Origin of the sequence: Peptoniphilus equinus, from assembly GCF_027921445.1 — a bacterium.
GTDB classification, from domain to species: Bacteria; Bacillota; Clostridia; order Tissierellales; family Peptoniphilaceae; genus Peptoniphilus; species Peptoniphilus equinus.
In genome coordinates, this window is record NZ_CP115667.1 from 1,262,261 (window position 1) to 1,277,199 (window position 14,939).

General features: G+C 49.9%; 12 protein-coding genes. 2 read left to right on the forward strand and 10 right to left on the reverse strand.

Annotation, left to right across the window (positions count from 1 at the left end):
- Positions 1-27: 27 nt before the first annotated feature.
- Genes O6R05_RS06115 through O6R05_RS06130 form a run of 4 tightly spaced genes read right to left on the reverse strand, consistent with a single transcriptional unit; the run spans position 28 to position 7,723 of the window.
- Complete coding sequence (locus tag O6R05_RS06115; RefSeq protein WP_271191101.1) at positions 28-1,374, reverse strand: butyryl-CoA:acetate CoA-transferase; 1,347 nt, start codon at positions 1,372-1,374, stop codon at positions 28-30.
- Positions 1,346-4,312, reverse strand: coding sequence for a UvrD-helicase domain-containing protein (locus tag O6R05_RS06120; RefSeq protein ID WP_271191102.1), 2,967 nt, complete (start codon positions 4,310-4,312; stop codon positions 1,346-1,348). Before O6R05_RS06120 ends, O6R05_RS06115 begins: the two co-directional genes overlap by 29 nt.
- Complete coding sequence (locus tag O6R05_RS06125) at positions 4,309-6,774, reverse strand: PD-(D/E)XK nuclease family protein (protein ID WP_271191103.1); 2,466 nt, start codon at positions 6,772-6,774, stop codon at positions 4,309-4,311. The genes O6R05_RS06120 and O6R05_RS06125 overlap by 4 nt, the downstream gene beginning before the upstream one ends.
- A complete protein-coding gene (locus tag O6R05_RS06130; protein WP_271191104.1) occupies positions 6,761-7,723 on the reverse strand; it encodes an RluA family pseudouridine synthase in 963 nt (320 codons plus the stop codon). Before O6R05_RS06130 ends, O6R05_RS06125 begins: the two co-directional genes overlap by 14 nt.
- Before the next feature lie 62 nt (positions 7,724-7,785).
- Here O6R05_RS06130 and O6R05_RS06135 point away from each other — a divergent pair, with 62 nt between their 5' ends.
- Positions 7,786-8,463, forward strand: coding sequence for an MltG/YceG/YrrL family protein (locus O6R05_RS06135; protein WP_271191105.1), 678 nt, complete (start codon positions 7,786-7,788; stop codon positions 8,461-8,463).
- Between the two features lie 50 nt (positions 8,464-8,513).
- Positions 8,514-9,101, forward strand: a complete 588-nt coding sequence (locus O6R05_RS06140) for a DUF4230 domain-containing protein (protein WP_271191106.1) — start codon at positions 8,514-8,516, stop codon at positions 9,099-9,101.
- 31 nt (positions 9,102-9,132) lie between these two features.
- Here the strand turns inward: O6R05_RS06140 and O6R05_RS06145 are convergent, their stop codons facing one another.
- From O6R05_RS06145 to recG, 6 genes are all read right to left on the reverse strand, one after another.
- On the reverse strand, positions 9,133-9,579 hold the full coding sequence (locus O6R05_RS06145; protein ID WP_271191107.1) for a hypothetical protein: 447 nt from the start codon (positions 9,577-9,579) through the stop codon (positions 9,133-9,135).
- A gap of 323 nt (positions 9,580-9,902) precedes the next feature.
- Entirely contained in the window at positions 9,903-11,372 is a 1,470-nt protein-coding gene (locus O6R05_RS06150) for a hypothetical protein (protein WP_271191108.1), read from the reverse strand.
- 39 nt (positions 11,373-11,411) lie between these two features.
- Positions 11,412-11,852, reverse strand: a complete 441-nt coding sequence (locus O6R05_RS06155) for an ATP synthase subunit B family protein (RefSeq protein ID WP_271191109.1) — start codon at positions 11,850-11,852, stop codon at positions 11,412-11,414.
- Positions 11,849-12,331, reverse strand: a complete 483-nt coding sequence (gene coaD, locus O6R05_RS06160) for a pantetheine-phosphate adenylyltransferase (protein ID WP_271191110.1) — start codon at positions 12,329-12,331, stop codon at positions 11,849-11,851. The genes O6R05_RS06155 and coaD overlap by 4 nt, the downstream gene beginning before the upstream one ends.
- Positions 12,328-12,858, reverse strand: a complete 531-nt coding sequence (gene rsmD / locus O6R05_RS06165) for a 16S rRNA (guanine(966)-N(2))-methyltransferase RsmD (protein ID WP_271191111.1) — start codon at positions 12,856-12,858, stop codon at positions 12,328-12,330. The genes coaD and rsmD overlap by 4 nt, the downstream gene beginning before the upstream one ends.
- 50 nt (positions 12,859-12,908) lie before the next feature.
- Positions 12,909-14,930, reverse strand: coding sequence for an ATP-dependent DNA helicase RecG (gene recG, locus O6R05_RS06170; RefSeq protein ID WP_271191112.1), 2,022 nt, complete (start codon positions 14,928-14,930; stop codon positions 12,909-12,911).
- Between the last annotated feature and the right edge of the window lie 9 nt (positions 14,931-14,939).

A 14,939-nucleotide genomic window follows, 5' to 3' on the forward strand; every position in this document is an offset into this window, starting at 1 on the left:
GCTTTGTATGCATAGCGTGACAGCTTATTATCTGCGGTTGGAATTTCTCCAAATGCCGGCTTTTTCGGCCTGCTTGATCAAGTCATCTCGGAACTCAGGTGCCGCTAAGCCGATAATACCTTCGGCACGTTCCCAAGTGGACTTGCCCTTGCAGTTAAAGAGTCCGTGCTCGGTAACGATATAGTGTGTGTTCGGACGGGCGGCGGTGATGATGGATCCTTCCTCGAAGGACAGGACGATGCGGGACTCATCTTGTGCCGTTTTTTTATTGTGGAATGTGGAGCTCAGACAGATAAAACTCTTGCCGCCTTTGGAAAGATAGGCCCCCAAGACGAAGTCCAACTGTCCGCCGGCTCCGGAAATGTGTTTGTACCCTGACGACTCTGAGGACACTTGTCCGAAGAGATCCACGTTGACGGCGTTGTTGATGCTCACAAAGTTATCCAGTTGTGCAATGACGCGAGCGTCATTGGTATAGCCTACCGTGGCGGCCATACACTCAGGGTTGTTGTCAATGAAGTCGTAGAGTTTCTTGGTGCCTGCGGCAAAGGCATAGGTTTGACGGAAGCGATCGATATTTTTTTTCGCACCGGTAATTTTCCCTGCGTTGGAAAGATCAGCAAAGGCATCAACCAGCATTTCAGTATGCACGCCGAGGTCTTTTAAATCACTTTCAGCGATCAGCGAACCTACAGCATTAGGCATACCGCCGATACCAAGCTGAATACAGCTGCCGTCCACCATCTCACCGACAATGAGTTCAGCGACTTTGCGATCCACATCAGAGAATGAACCGGCCGGCAGTTCTTTGATTTCAGGATTATCCCCTTCGACAATGTAATCTACCTCGGAAATATGCAGCACATTTTCAACACCGCCAAGCGCTACCGGCAACTTTTCGTTGATTTCAACAACAACCACATCAGCAATTTCAGCTGCGGCTTTTAGGTGGGAGGCATTCAAACCGATGTTGAAATAGCCGTGCTTGTCCATCGGTGTCGCAACGACATAGGCTACGTTGATATGTCGAATGTTTTCACGATACCAGCGAGGCAACTCCGAATAGCGCAGCGGCGCATAGAACCCGCCTTGGGTTTTGTTGATACGATTGCGATCAGCGCCTCCGGCATGCCAGGTTTTCCAGATAAAGGCATCCCCTTCAGGATCGGCGTTAAAAATTTCCGGCGCACTGAGAAGGACACCACCCATGACGGTAACATCTTTCAATTCACCGGCTCGTTTGGCCAGCGCCGCATCAATCGCAACCGGTGTTTGACCTGCCCACGCATAGTCGATAACATCGCCGCTATTGACGAGAGATGCCGCTTTGTCCGCCGTCACGAGTTTACTTTGATAATCTTTTGTGTAATCCATAGTTTCCTCCGTAGTTTAGTACTGCATTGATAAAGTTTTCGAATTGTTCCATAGTCTGTTCAATGTTTACCCAATCCAAAGGGACTTGGAACGTTTTATCTTCGTCTAAGGCTATAATTTTTAGGCCTTTCACACATGTCCCGGTAATCTTTGCATAACAGTACGCATAAATTTCAAGCTGAGTGGTATAGTGGGGCAATCGTGACGCATTCACTCGACCGGTTTTCAGATCCGCAATGACAACGCCGCCTTCCGTGGCCTCGATCCGATCGATAAAGCCATGGATGATGCCTCGTCCCAGAGGATAGTAAAATTCCCACTCCCGATCCAGTATGTCTGCATCGGCTTTACTGTAGGTCTCGATGAGTTTTTCAAAATCCGCCATCATACTCGGTGTGGGCTCAATGCCTGCCTGATGAAGGCGCTCTTCAATAAACGCACGATGGTCTCTCGGCTGAAACTGCGCATAGCTGTGCATAATCGAGCCGCGCAGTAGGGGATCCACTTCATGTGCGCCACCTTCGCTGTAGGTTGTCGTCGGCGTCATGTCCATGAGATTTTGGAAGAAAGCCTCCCGATCTTTTTGATACTCAATGAAGAGTGTGGCGGAAAAATACTCCACAAGAGGCGGCACCGTATGTTCAAAGACGCCTCGAAGATCCCGCCGCTCAGTTTCTATAGGCGCCTGTGCTTGGGCGGACGCCTCCGGGATCACCTCGTCACTGAAATGATCAAAACCGCTTAAGTTAAAAAAGTCGATGAAGCTGTGCTTCTTTGGCTTGTCGGGATGCACATAAAAGCAGTGCTTTTTGCCACGGGTTAAAGCCACATAAAAGAGGCGGCGGGCTTCCTCCTGATCCACCATCTCCGCCCGGCGCTTGTTGTCATTAAATTTTAAACTGACCGTGCCGTTGACAGCCAATCCGTCCGGTCCGGTGTTGTAGCGATGACTGCCGCCTCGAGTCATGTAACTTGCGCCGGCTTCCATTAAAAAGACATAGTCGTACTCCAAGCCTTTGGATTTGTGTATGGTCACCAGATTGACGGCCCCCGGACGGCTTTGCACATCCACGCGCTGAGCTTCCACGGCACGGACGAAGTTGAGAATATCGCCGGAGTCCTGCTCAAAGGTGTGGGCAAAGGTATACAGTTTGTCAAGAGCCGCGTCGTCTTGGGGTGCTGTGGCTGCGGCCATCGCATCCACACTGTTTTTTTCATAGAGTTTGAGACTGACGACAGTACGTGCCACCAAGTCCGAAAGATGTACACTATGCTTGAGCCGACGCAGCTCATCCAGTGTGTCCTGCGCCTGCTTAAAACGCTCTTTGCCTGCACCGTCAAGTAACACGCCGTCCAAAATACCATAATCCCTATAACCTTTGCCTAAGAGAAAAATGTCGCTCTCGCTCATACCAAAGGCCGGCAGTTTGTAAAAGCTCAGCTTTGTGAGAATGTCGTCTTTCACCACAGCTTTGAGTGCAATGAGCACATCGTGGACATTGCGACCCTCGGCAAAGGCTGTAGCGGTATTGACCGCATCAATGCCCATATCACGAAACCGTGCCTGAACCTCGCCCATAAGCGCAGTCTTACGAAAAAGCAGGGCAATGGACTCCGGCGCTACACCCTGTTGAATGAGCGACGCCACAGTCTCATAAACCTTCTCATCATCGGCGAAGGGTGTAATGCCGCCGTTGCCTTGTACGGCAGGGGTGAGGGGATGATAGGGCAGTATCGGTGCAAAGAGGTCGTTGAAATCTGCCATCAGAGCGGCATTGGTGCGATAATTCTCCGTGAGTTCCAGCTCTAATGCCCCCTCTTCCACAAGCCGCCTGCTATAGGCTTCAAAAGTTTCAAGCGAGCCGCCTCGAAAGGCATAGATACTCTGCTTGCCGTCGCCGACAATAAAGCGGTTCAACCCCGGATTGTTCGCCTTTAATGCATCGAGGAGAGCCACCTGAATGGGACTGGTGTCTTGAAATTCATCCACCATCACATAGTCAAAACACACCGGTTCTTTGGTCAGCACCTCAAGTCCCAACCGCTCCAAGTCGTTAAAGTCCACCACATTTTGTGCCAATTTCATCTCAGAGTAGACCTTATCCGCCTCAGTAAGACAGTCCACAATTGCATCGTGAAAGGCTTGGTTCTGTCGCTCCAGCTCGCCGGCAAACCCACGCACAGCGCCTTCAATAGCCGCAATGGTATCCGCCGCCTTTTTGTTGGTGCCGAGATTGGCAAGGACGGTCATCAGACCGTTAATATCTTCCTCTTCCAAAATACGCTTAGCCTCATCGGAGTTATAAAATTTTAAAAACGTGGACTTGCCGCCGCACTGCCCGGCATAGGTGTCAAGAAGCGTCTTGAGACCGCCCCAGTCGCCCCGGCCTCGATTTAAATAGGCCTCATTCAGCGCTTTGAGCTCCGAGATGGCGAGGTGGTCGTTATGGAGCTGGAAATACAGACCGATGAGATCTTCAGCCAAAGTCTCCACCCGTTCGTCGCCGCGCTCAATCAGCAGTGCCTGTAGTGTGGGATGGTCCCGTTTGTCTCGTAGCACTCGCTTCACAGCCTGTCGCAACATGGCTACAGCTTCCTGTTCTTCCACAATCGCCGTGCCGCCCCGTCCGGTGGTCTCGGGATAGGTATCAATCAGCATCTTGGCCATGCCGTGAATGGTGTAGATGTGACAGCGAGAGATAAAGCGTCGGTCCATCCCCTCCGCCTCCAAGGCCGCTTTGATTTTTCGAACCATATCCTCCTGAGCCTTGTTGGTAAAAGTAATGGCAAGGATTGCCTCGGGACTGACGCCGCGGCGCAGCAACTTGAGATAGCGCGCCGTTAAGACGGCGGTCTTCCCCGTTCCGGCGCCGGCAAGAAGGACCACATCTCGGTCCAGCGTATCTACAGCTTGTTGTTGTATCGGATTTAAATTCATCGTCGCACCATATCTTTCATCAGCGGATCCACCGTGTCAAACTTGTCATAGACACCGCCGGCCATCTGTTGAAGCAGAACGGTCGCCCCATGGATACAGTCGGCCATCGCCTGGTTGAACTGCGGCGTACTCCAGCTTTGGCGAGGCAGCGGACCGACGACATCGGTATTTCTGAAGTACTCGTCCACACTGCCTTTTTTTATATTGCCGTACCTCCCTCCGACAGCGCCAAGGGCACTCATATAAAGAGGAATTTGAAAAGCTGTCACGCCCATCTCGGTTTTAGGCGGTGTGGCGGAAGTCTTATAATCCATGATCATCATCCCCTTCGGGCCTCGATCCACCCTATCGACTTTGCCGGTGAGCTGATAATCACCTAAATCCACCACGACTTCTTTCTCAAACGCCGTAGGCACAAAATCGCCTTGAGCGGCCAGATCGGCAGGAATGTAGCGGCTCAAATTGTTATAAAAAATCTGACGGCGTACGGGATCCGCCACTTCAATATGAATGAGCTCCCGAAGTGCCGTGTCGTCATAGTCTCGATGATGTGTAAAGTATCGCTCCAAAATGTTGTGGTAGGCGATACCGCGATCCATGTAGTAGCGGTCCTGATAGTAATTATCTTGAAAACCCAAAAGGCGAAGATAGAGAAAATCGTAGGGCGCTTTGGCATAGGCTTCCAAGCCGGTCACGGACATCTGTCGATGTTGCAGCAGCTCCTGTAAAAGTTCAAGAGCACGGCCTTCCAGCTCCACCTTCCCGCTACGCCACCGAGCCTCCTCCTGAAACTGAGCTTTGAAGGTGTCATGGAGTGCGCTGTCCACACACACGGCTTCGTCATCTCGAGACATCACAGGGCAACACACCTCGCGGCATTCAAAGGCATCGTACAGGGCGGACGGCTTGTCCACAGCGACAAAACTGACATGCTCGGCTCGCTGTACCAAGACGTTAAGATAGAGAAGACTGAGTGCATAGCGGTCCTCATCGGAAAGAATATCGCATCCCATGACTCGCAACGCCTTGGACTTGCGGGCAAGGATGAAATTCCGTTCACGGTATGCCGGATAGCCGTCGTCCAAGGCCACCATGAGATGATCCGGCCAGAGCATTTGACTTTGATCTACGGCGTAGACAGCCAGCGTGTTATCTTCCGCCGGCACGGTAAACCGATCCAAAGCATCAAATAAAATCTCAAAATACGCCTTCGGCTCGACCGGTTCAAAGTAGTCGTCATATTTTTCCAAAGCAAGGAGCTGTTTGTCAATAAATTCCAAAGCCTTGCGATCTCTGTGATACAGGCTGACATCGCCCAGCGCTTGAAATTGAGCATCCATTTGCCGACGTGCCGTGTCAAGATATGGGAGTAAAACCTGCCTATACTCGGCGAAAGTGCCTTGAGGCACCGTTTCACTGTCCAGCACTGCCAGGGTTTCAAAAAGTGCCTCCGCATCCATGGATCGAGGGGATTCGGTTACGAGCAGTGCTTTCAAGTCGACAAAAGCATCGAACTTCAACCTATCCAACTCATGAAGGTCAAAACCCAAAGGAAAATAACACAGGCGACTGCGGGCCATCACATGGTCGTGAGATTTGTCCAACAGATACGCCGCCAAAATTTTCAATTCGCTCATCAGACGGCTGTCTGCAAGCCCGCTCACCGTAATGCCTTCCCTGCACATCAAAAGACCCATGTCATCCAAAGCGTCCCGGGAGGTGACAACCATCGTCTCATGTCCGCACTCATAGCTTACCTTAATCTGTTTGCCCATCTCGGCAGGCACAAGCATAGCAACGACAGTCGTTGCCGGTGCCCATTCATGAACAACCACCTGTCCGCCCTGAGCTTGCAGCCGTTCACTGAGCTTGTCGGCATAACAGGCGGCCTCGGTATAAAAGGGCAGCACCACATGGATATCACACTCCCTGTCCAGCTTCGCCAGAAACTGAATGTCAAGAGGACTCAAGTTGGCATAGCCGTAGAGAATCACCGTATCAAAAGCCTTGGGATCGAAGGCGTCATTCTCATCTTTTAAATGATACGTTCGAAGCTTCTCTTCATAGGCACTGTAAATACGTCCCACATCTCGAAGGAGGGCGTCACGGTGGTTTAAGAACGGCTCCGGAGGCACCAACGACCGCTTGGCCAAATCAATGACCTCTGTCACTGCGGCGGCGATGGCTTGTTGTAAAAAAAGCACCTCTGTCGAAGTGTCTTTTAATACCGTATAGACCAAATAGTTTTTGAAAGCTTGAGAGATGGTTTCGGGACGCTTTTGCAGGGAGCTGAGGCCTGTGAAAGTCACATTGCTTAAGCCCCCCATCTGACGAATCATCCGATTTTTCATGGCCTTAGCACCTGCAATGGTAGGAACGGCCACCGTCACCCGCCCTTGGTTATGGGATCGTAAGAGGTCGGCAAGCTGTCTGCCGTCTCCGGACGTTTTATAAATTTTCATGAAACAACGCCTCTAAAATTTTTCCTTCCACATCGGGAAGAGGCACCTCAAACGTGCGTCCGTCCAAATACTCCAAACCTTCAATAGCATGAAAGACCACCTTGAAATTGTGGAGGAACTGAGAGCGGTAGTTGAAGTGCTTGGCAAAGTAACCGTTGGTGGACGGATCGCCATACTTGTGATCCCCGACGATGGGGTGGTCATGACGCTTTAAGACCGTACGAATCTGATGGGTTCGCCCGGTCACGAGCTCCACATCCAAAAGCGTGTACGCACTGACGGCCACAGGACGAAAGACTGTTTTGGAATATTTGCCGCCGGATTGGACGCGCACCCGATTGACGGCGCTGTCTTTGACCAGGGCGGACTCATCGGTAAATGCCTCGGTCACTTCCCCTTTGACCAAAGCATAGTAGTGTTTGTCCACGGCGTGAGTTTGCAGGCCGCGGTTGATGCTACGAAGCGCCCCTGCGGTCTTTGCGCCGATAATAATACCTGACGTGTTGCGGTCCAGCCGGTTACAAATCGCCGGGCGAAACGTCTGCTCGGTGCGGGGACTGTAACTGCCGGTTGCGATAAGATAATCCACCATTTTATCCACCATGTTTGGGACATAAGCCTTGCCGTCGTTGTGGGACAGTACTCCGGCAGGCTTATTCATCAAGATAATATTGTCATCTTCGTAGATAATCTCAGGAAAATTTTGAGCTTTTCGTCGTTCCCTGGCTTTGCCTTTAAATTTTTCAATCGTCTCGTCGGAAAAATAAATATTGACCTCGTCTCCAAGTTGGACAATGGCTTTTTCATCCGTCTTTTTGCCGTTGACGGTGATATTCTTCTTGCGTATCGACTTATAGAGGAGTGAGGACGTCGCTTCCGGCATCAATTTCTTCAAAAAGCGATCCAGGCGTTGGTTGGCATCGTTTGGGCCAATGGTTAATGTCTGCATAGTTGAACCTTCCTTTATTTCTGATATAATGATAACACAGTTTTAGGAAAAGAGGTTTTACCTTGCGCTTTTTTACAACACTTACTGACGGCATTGCGCGAATCCTTAAATGGCTCGCCATTATTGTCATTCTGCTGCTGCTCATCTTCATCATAAAATGGAAGGTGGATGCAGTGTACTATGAAAGTATTTCCCAAGAGAATATCCACTTCGGTATCGTCGACGGCATTAAGAAAACCGGAAACGATATTCGCTATCTCATCAGCGGCGACGCGGAAGATGCCGTTCAATTTGATACCGTGCCTGAGGAAGAACAAGTGACGATCAATATCTCCGAAGCGATGGACGTGCAGGCCATTGCCGATCAACTGAAAGACAAAGGTCTCATTGAAAACAGCGACGTATTTAAAGCCATGGTCAATGACATGGGACTGTTCAATCGCTTTATCAGCGGTACCTACGACATTCCCAAGTCTTCCAAGGCCTTAGATACCCTGCTCACTTTAACCGGCTCCACCTATCGGGAGTACGACTTTGAGGTCAAAGAAGGAGACAACGCCGCATCGGTGGCGGCTCGCTTAGAAGAGATGGGCGTCATCAGTGCCGCCTACGCCTTTGTGGCACAGTGCGAACAGCTCGGCGTCACCAACAGTTTTAAACCCGGACAGTATACCCTCTCCACCCCGTCAAAAGTCGTTCGCATCATCGAAAAACTCACCCAGACCACACTGGAAGCGTAAGTCACCTGAAGGTGGCTTTCTTTCTTTCATCGACCCTTGAAAGGAGCACTATGAAACCCATTAAACGACTATGTCTCATTCTCATCGTCGCACTGCTCATTGCCTTTGCCGCGTTCTTTTACGGCAAAGCGCAGGGTGCGGCCGAATCCGAACCGACCATCACCGCCACCCTCTTGAAAAACGAACTCCTCGCCGCCAGGGAACTCACCACCACCAAGTACCACTACACCAATATGGGTTCCTTTACCAATCAGAATACCTTCTATGGCTATAACGTGCCCTTTACGAAAAAACAGTTCATCGTCGCCTATGAAGGCATCATTCACGCCGGTGTCGATTTGTCTCAAGCGACTGTCACCACACGGGACGGCGCCGTGGAGGTGAGCTTACCGAAAGCCGTCATTCTCTCCCATGACATCGACGAAGCCTCGCTTAAGATTTTTAATGAGGATGCCTCCGTCTTCAATCCCATCAAAATTGAAGACTATGCCGGCTTTGCAAAAGACCAAAAATCCCAAGTGGAAAAAGATGCCGTGAAAAAAGGTCTTTTAGTCGAAGCGAACGCTACAGCCGAGGACGCTGTAAGAGATATTCTTCGCCTGATCGTCTCTGAGGATGTGGTGATCACGATAAAATAGCACAAAAAATCGCCCCGATGGGGCGATTTTTTTATGACCTGAATGTATTGACTTCAGGGCTGTTAAAAAAGATAAATGTGGTGAGGGCAAAGGCAAGGGCAGGCACCATATCCATGTACACCATATAGACATTCAATCTGCTGATACCTACGATGGCACCGATTGCAACAATCCAAATACCGATGACGATCCAAAGCCGCTTGCTTTTCGTAAAGGCCTTGGCTTTTTTGAATACTTGATCTTCATAACACAAGAGAAACACGTTAAGAAAATTCATGGTGATATAAACAAGCTTGCTTCTCAAAGTGATGGCCTCGTGGACCCAACGGTCCCCCTCATTCATCAGATACACCACGCGTTCCCGAGTCAGCTGCTGCCACTGAGGAAAGGTCTCCAAATCGTGGTATCGCACCAGGACATACAGGCAAAAGATAAAAAACAGGACATGGATGATAAGAATCTTTCTTCGAAGGTACATAGTTACCCTCCTTATTACAACGAGCGGCCGTCACGCCGGTGCCCCATAAGTCTCATAATAACATCTCGTGACCAAGCTGCTATGTCCTCGACCCGTCGCGTTCTTTGGAAAAACCCACCCGTGCAGCAACTCACTGACAACCTTCATCACTTGTATCTGCCACAACGCTATGGCGCACCTTGCGTGAGCGCACAGATCTACAGCGCCGTGTTAAGTGTTCACTCTGATAGCATCATACATCCTGCCAGCGTTTTTGGCGAGCGATATCCTGTTTTTTTTTGATAGATGCCACAAATAAAATTGTGTCTTCAACGCTACGTCGGTTACTTGTCTTTGCCTTCCCGGGCTTTCAAATGAGCTTTGGCCTGTTGAATAAACGTCTTTAATACTTTGATGCGGGCATAGTTCTTGTCGTTGCCCTCCACAAGAATCCACGGCGCATAGTCCCGATGAGTGCGCTCCAGCATCTCGTCCATGGCTTCAATGTAGTCGTCCCATTTGTTCCGATTGCGCCAATCTTCTTCTGTGATTTTATATTGTTTGTCCGGATCGTCTTCCCGGTCCTCAAACCGTGTGAGCTGTGTGTCCTTGTCAATCATGACAAAGTATTTCAGCACCAAAGCGCCATGGTCATAGAGTTCTTTTTCAAACTGCGGCAGCTCTTTATAGGCCCGTTCCCATTCATTTTTTTCGGCGAAGCCTTCCACCCGTTCCACCATCACCCGACCGTACCAGGATCTGGAGAACACGCTCATCTTCCCGTCTTCCGGCAGACGCTTGTAGAATCGCCACAGGTAGTGGTACCTGTTCTCTTCGGCACTGGGCGCACTGATAGCGTGGACTTTGACCATACGAGGATCCATCCGTTTGATAAGCCGCTCAATACTGCCATCCTTGCCTGCCGCATCTACCCCTTCAAAGACTAACACCGTAGGCACTTTGGCCATAAAAAGCTTGAGCTGTAAATCCGCCGCGTCTTTTTGCAGATCTTTTAACTGGGCATCATAATCGTCTTCACTCAAAGTTTTGGTGAGATCCAGTTCGGCAAGCGGATGTCTGTCCCCTTGGTAATGGCGAACCAGACGCATACCGCCTTCCCGTCGGCGAAGCATCCGCTCGATGCCGATTTGTAGCTGATCGATTAAAATCCCCAAGGCTTCTTTGGAGGCTTCTTTCACATCCGCTCCGTCCAGAATATGCCACGGCGCAAAGCTGTAGTTCGTAGCTTCCAGTCCGTGCTCAAAGCGTTTGGCATAGGCCTCGTAGTGCTTGTTCTGTTCACGATCCAACTTCTCCACATAAACTTGTTCATAGCCGTCGTCAATGAGTGCTTCCATGTTCTCCCGTTGCGTCTTTTCTGTCACATTGACAAAAAATTTCACCACGACGGTGTAGTCATCATAGAGGGCCTTTTCATAGTTTTCAATACCCTGTTTTAAGAGGTCGTAGGCTGCCGACGCCTCTTTGTGATTGAACAGTTCGTAGTAGTAGGAGCGATCGAAAAGACGAATGTGCGACTTTTCAGGAATGGCATTCCAATACGGTGTCATCTCAGGATAGGCTTTTTCTTTTTCACTGAGCGGTTCAAAGACTTTCACGTCGTAGAACTTGGGGTTGAGCTCTCGGACGATGTTGTAGATAATTTCGCCCCGTCCGCTGGACTCCCACCCTTCCAAAACTATGAGGACCGGTATCTCAAGATGTTCGACAATCCGTCCCAGGCGGGCCAGTTTGATACCCAACTCTTTCACTTTAAACTCGCTATATTTTTTAGCTGTGTCTTGTTCGAGCATAAAACCTCCTATAAAAAAAGCACCTTACGGTGCCGGCTCTTAACCGCGTAACTGTTGACGGTTATCGTTGAGCATTTTAATGATTTCAGATAAATTCACCTGAGTGTTTTCCAACAATTCATCCGCATAGTCTCTTGCGCCTTCGCGAATAGCTCTGGATTCTTCGTTGGCTCGTTCCAAAATTTCTTCAGCGCGAGCATTGGCTTGCAATACCAGCTCATCTTCTCGAATAATTTCTTCCGCATGGGCTTTCGCACCGGCAATGATGCTGTTGGCTTCAGATTGTGCAGATTCTAAGATGGAATCTTTGCTGCTTGAAATTTGTTTTGCTTCCTGCACTTCGCGAGGAATTTGCAAACGCATTTCATGAATGACTTCCAAAAATTCTTCACGATCAAACATCACCTTGCCCGTCAGCGGGATTTGGCTGGATGTTTCCACAAGATCTTCCAGTTCTTCAACGAGTTCCATTAAATTCATAGCTTGCCTCCTAGTTTTTTCTTCATGGCTTGTCCCACAATATCGGGCACAAAAAGGGATAAGTCGCCATCAAACGTGGCCACTTCTTTTGCAAGGGTTGAGCTGACAAACAAATGCTCATTGCTTGCGAGCAAAAACACAGTCTCCACGCCGTCTTTATAGTGCATATTGGCCATGGCGAGAGAGTATTCACTTAAGTAATCATCGGCGCTGCGAAGGCCCCGAACAATGGTGCTGCAGTCTTTTTCCCGTGCATAATCCACCAAAAGGCCTTCAAAAGCATCCACTTCAATGCCTTCTTCTTCCCCTAAGAGTGTCTTTAAAAACTCCAGGCGCTCTTCCACGGAGAACAGTGAGGTCTTGCGTGTGTTCTTCAACACGGCAACAATGACTTCCCCAAATATATTTCTTGCCCGGTGAATAATATCCAGATGTCCGTTGGTCACCGGATCAAAACTCCCGGCATAGATAACTTTCATTGATTGCTCCAAAAACTGACGGTGGTGGAACCGTACTTTTTTTCTTTGACTAAGGTAAAGTAGTCGCCAAGATCGTGGACGTGATCCGAGGGATTTTCCACAATCAATATCCCGTCCAGCATCTCACCTTGACAAATGGCCTCAGCCACGTTCACATAGAGATCATGGTCTTGATAGGGCGGATCCATGTAGATATAATCAAAGGTACCCTTAACTCGCTTCAGGCTCTCCACAACATCTGCCGCCACCACGGTGCCGTCAAAGCCGGACTTTGTGAGATTGTGCCGAAGCACTTTCACTGCCGCCGGATCTTTTTCCACAAACGTCGCAGCCGCTGCACCTCGTGAGAGAAATTCAATGCCGATTTGACCGGTACCTGCAAAAAGATCCAACACCTTGGCATCAAAAAACTGCTGTCCCAAAATGTTAAAGACATTTTCTTTAACGCGATCCTCCGTAGGACGTGTGCTCACACCTTGAGGCGAATCCAACTTCAGTCCCCGTTTCTGTCCTGCAATAACTCTCATTTTCCCTCCAAGTACTGCTATTTTACCACAATGGCAAATGGTGTACAATTCTAATTTAAGCCTTCATCTTTCTTGAATACGTCCATTAGTGCGGTTTTGAGGAGTTGGTGATCCGCTTGTTCCAAGTCGGGATCTGTCTTCAAAATAGCCTTGGCATCTTCGGCTGCAATTTTAAGTATCTTCACATCTCGCAGCACATCGGCAAAACGAAGACTCATTACCCCGGACTGCCGTGTGCCGAACAGTTCTCCGGCGCCGCGAAGCTTTAAATCCTCTTCCGCCACATAAAATCCGTCCGTCGAGCCGGTGATCACTTTCATCCTCTCCCATGAAATGTCCGACGTACCGGCATTGTAAAGAATACAATAGCTCTTTTTAGCCCCGCGTCCCACACGGCCCCGAAGCTGGTGGAGCTGTGCCAAGCCGAAACGTTCCGCATTATAGACCATCATCACCGTGGCATTGGGGACGTTCACCCCCACTTCAATGACCGTGGTGGCGACCATCACGTCCACGTCGCCTCCGGCAAACTGCGCCATGATCTCGGACTTCTCCTGAGGATTCATCTTACCGTGAAGCAGCGCCACACGATGGTGCTGAAACCGTTCCTTCAGAGTGTCATAGACCGTAGTGGCATCGTTTAAGTTGAGTACCCCTTCTTCAATGAGGGGACAGACAATGTACGCTTGGCGCCCCTGATTCAGTTCGCCTTCGATAAAATCCAAAGCCTTGGGAATCATACCGGCGCTGATGGCTGTAGTGGTGATGGGGATGCGGCCTTTAGGCATAGTCTTAATTAACGAGATATCAAGATCCGCATAGAGCACTAAAGCAAGCGTCCGGGGAATAGGCGTCGCACTCATAACCAAGGTGTGTGACGGCGTCTTGGTCATAAGACTTTGCCGTTGACGCACTCCGAAACGATGTTGTTCGTCCGTGACAGTGAGGCCCAAGTTGTAAAACTGCACCCGTTCTTCTAAAAGCGCATGGGTGCCGATGAGTACATCCACCGCTCCCATTTCAATATCCGAGAGAATCCGCCTGCGGTTTTTCGCCGACGTGCTTCCTACGAGCAGTTCCACCTTCATGCCGAAAGGTTCAAGAACACTGCGAAAGCTTTCCAAATGTTGTTTTGCCAAGATTTCCGTAGGCGCCATAATGGTGGACTGATAGCCGTTGATGGCGGCAATGACCATGGTGATAATGGCGACAATCGTCTTGCCGCTGCCTACATCCCCTTGAAGCAGGCGATTCATCTTTTTCCCGGAGGCGAGGTCTTTTTTGATCTCCTCAACAGCCTCCTGCTGTCCCTCAGTGAGCTCAAAACTGAGAGACGCGATAAAGTCATCCACCCGTTCATCGACTCGCATCGGCTTCATAACCCGGACTTTATCCCGATTAAACCCGGTCTTTAACTGTAATAACAGCAGTTCTTCATAGGCCATGCGCTGTGTGGCTGCCATGAGTTCCGTGGGATTGTCGGGATGATGCAGAACGGCAAGCGCCTCGTTTTTCTCCTTGAGCCCGTACTTGTCGCGAAGTCCCTTAGGAATGGGATCGTCAAAGAGACGTGTCCCGAGGAGTGGGGCGATGAGTTTCGCAAGCTCGGTATTGGAAAGGCCGTGGGTAAGACTGTACTTAGGCACCAAAGTCCCAATGACTTTGCCCGCCCCGGCACGCTCCATCTTCGGCGACGCGATTTGAATTTGGTGCTTAAAACGGTTAATCTTGCCGTAGATGTCGTAGCGTCCTTTGATGTGAACGGACTTCTTCATAAACGGCGCATTGAAAAAAGTAATGCTGCACGTGCCGGTGCTGTCATGCGCTTCAAAGCTCAGCACATGTTTGCCTTTGATATAGCTGTCCCGTGTAATGCCGTCAATAATGACAGATAACGTGGCCTTTTCTCCAACTTCGGCAGTGCTTACGGTTTTAAAATTTTGCGTGTCCTCATACCCGGTGGGGACATGGTAAAGCAAGTCTTCCACCGTGCTAAGACCCAGTGCACTGAGCTTCTGTGCCTTTTTAGGTCCCACACCCTTTAATGTGGTGAGGGCATCGGTTCGGTTCATCGCCCACCG

Bases quoted from the DNA above. Each gene is read 5' to 3' on its own strand.
- O6R05_RS06115 (WP_271191101.1), bottom strand. From the start codon at position 1,374: ATGGATTACACAAAAGATTATCAAAGTAAACTCGTGACGGCGGACAAA.
- O6R05_RS06120 (WP_271191102.1), bottom strand. From the start codon at position 4,312: ATGAATTTAAATCCGATACAACAACAAGCTGTAGATACGCTGGACCGA.
- O6R05_RS06125 (WP_271191103.1), bottom strand. From the start codon at position 6,774: ATGAAAATTTATAAAACGTCCGGAGACGGCAGACAGCTTGCCGACCTC.
- O6R05_RS06130 (WP_271191104.1), bottom strand. From the start codon at position 7,723: ATGCAGACATTAACCATTGGCCCAAACGATGCCAACCAACGCCTGGAT.
- O6R05_RS06140 (WP_271191106.1), top strand. From the start codon at position 8,514: ATGAAACCCATTAAACGACTATGTCTCATTCTCATCGTCGCACTGCTC.
- O6R05_RS06145 (WP_271191107.1), bottom strand. From the start codon at position 9,579: ATGTACCTTCGAAGAAAGATTCTTATCATCCATGTCCTGTTTTTTATC.
- O6R05_RS06150 (WP_271191108.1), bottom strand. From the start codon at position 11,372: ATGCTCGAACAAGACACAGCTAAAAAATATAGCGAGTTTAAAGTGAAA.
- O6R05_RS06155 (WP_271191109.1), bottom strand. From the start codon at position 11,852: ATGAATTTAATGGAACTCGTTGAAGAACTGGAAGATCTTGTGGAAACA.
- coaD (WP_271191110.1), bottom strand. From the start codon at position 12,331: ATGAAAGTTATCTATGCCGGGAGTTTTGATCCGGTGACCAACGGACAT.
- rsmD (WP_271191111.1), bottom strand. From the start codon at position 12,858: ATGAGAGTTATTGCAGGACAGAAACGGGGACTGAAGTTGGATTCGCCT.
- recG (WP_271191112.1), bottom strand. From the start codon at position 14,930: ATGAACCGAACCGATGCCCTCACCACATTAAAGGGTGTGGGACCTAAA.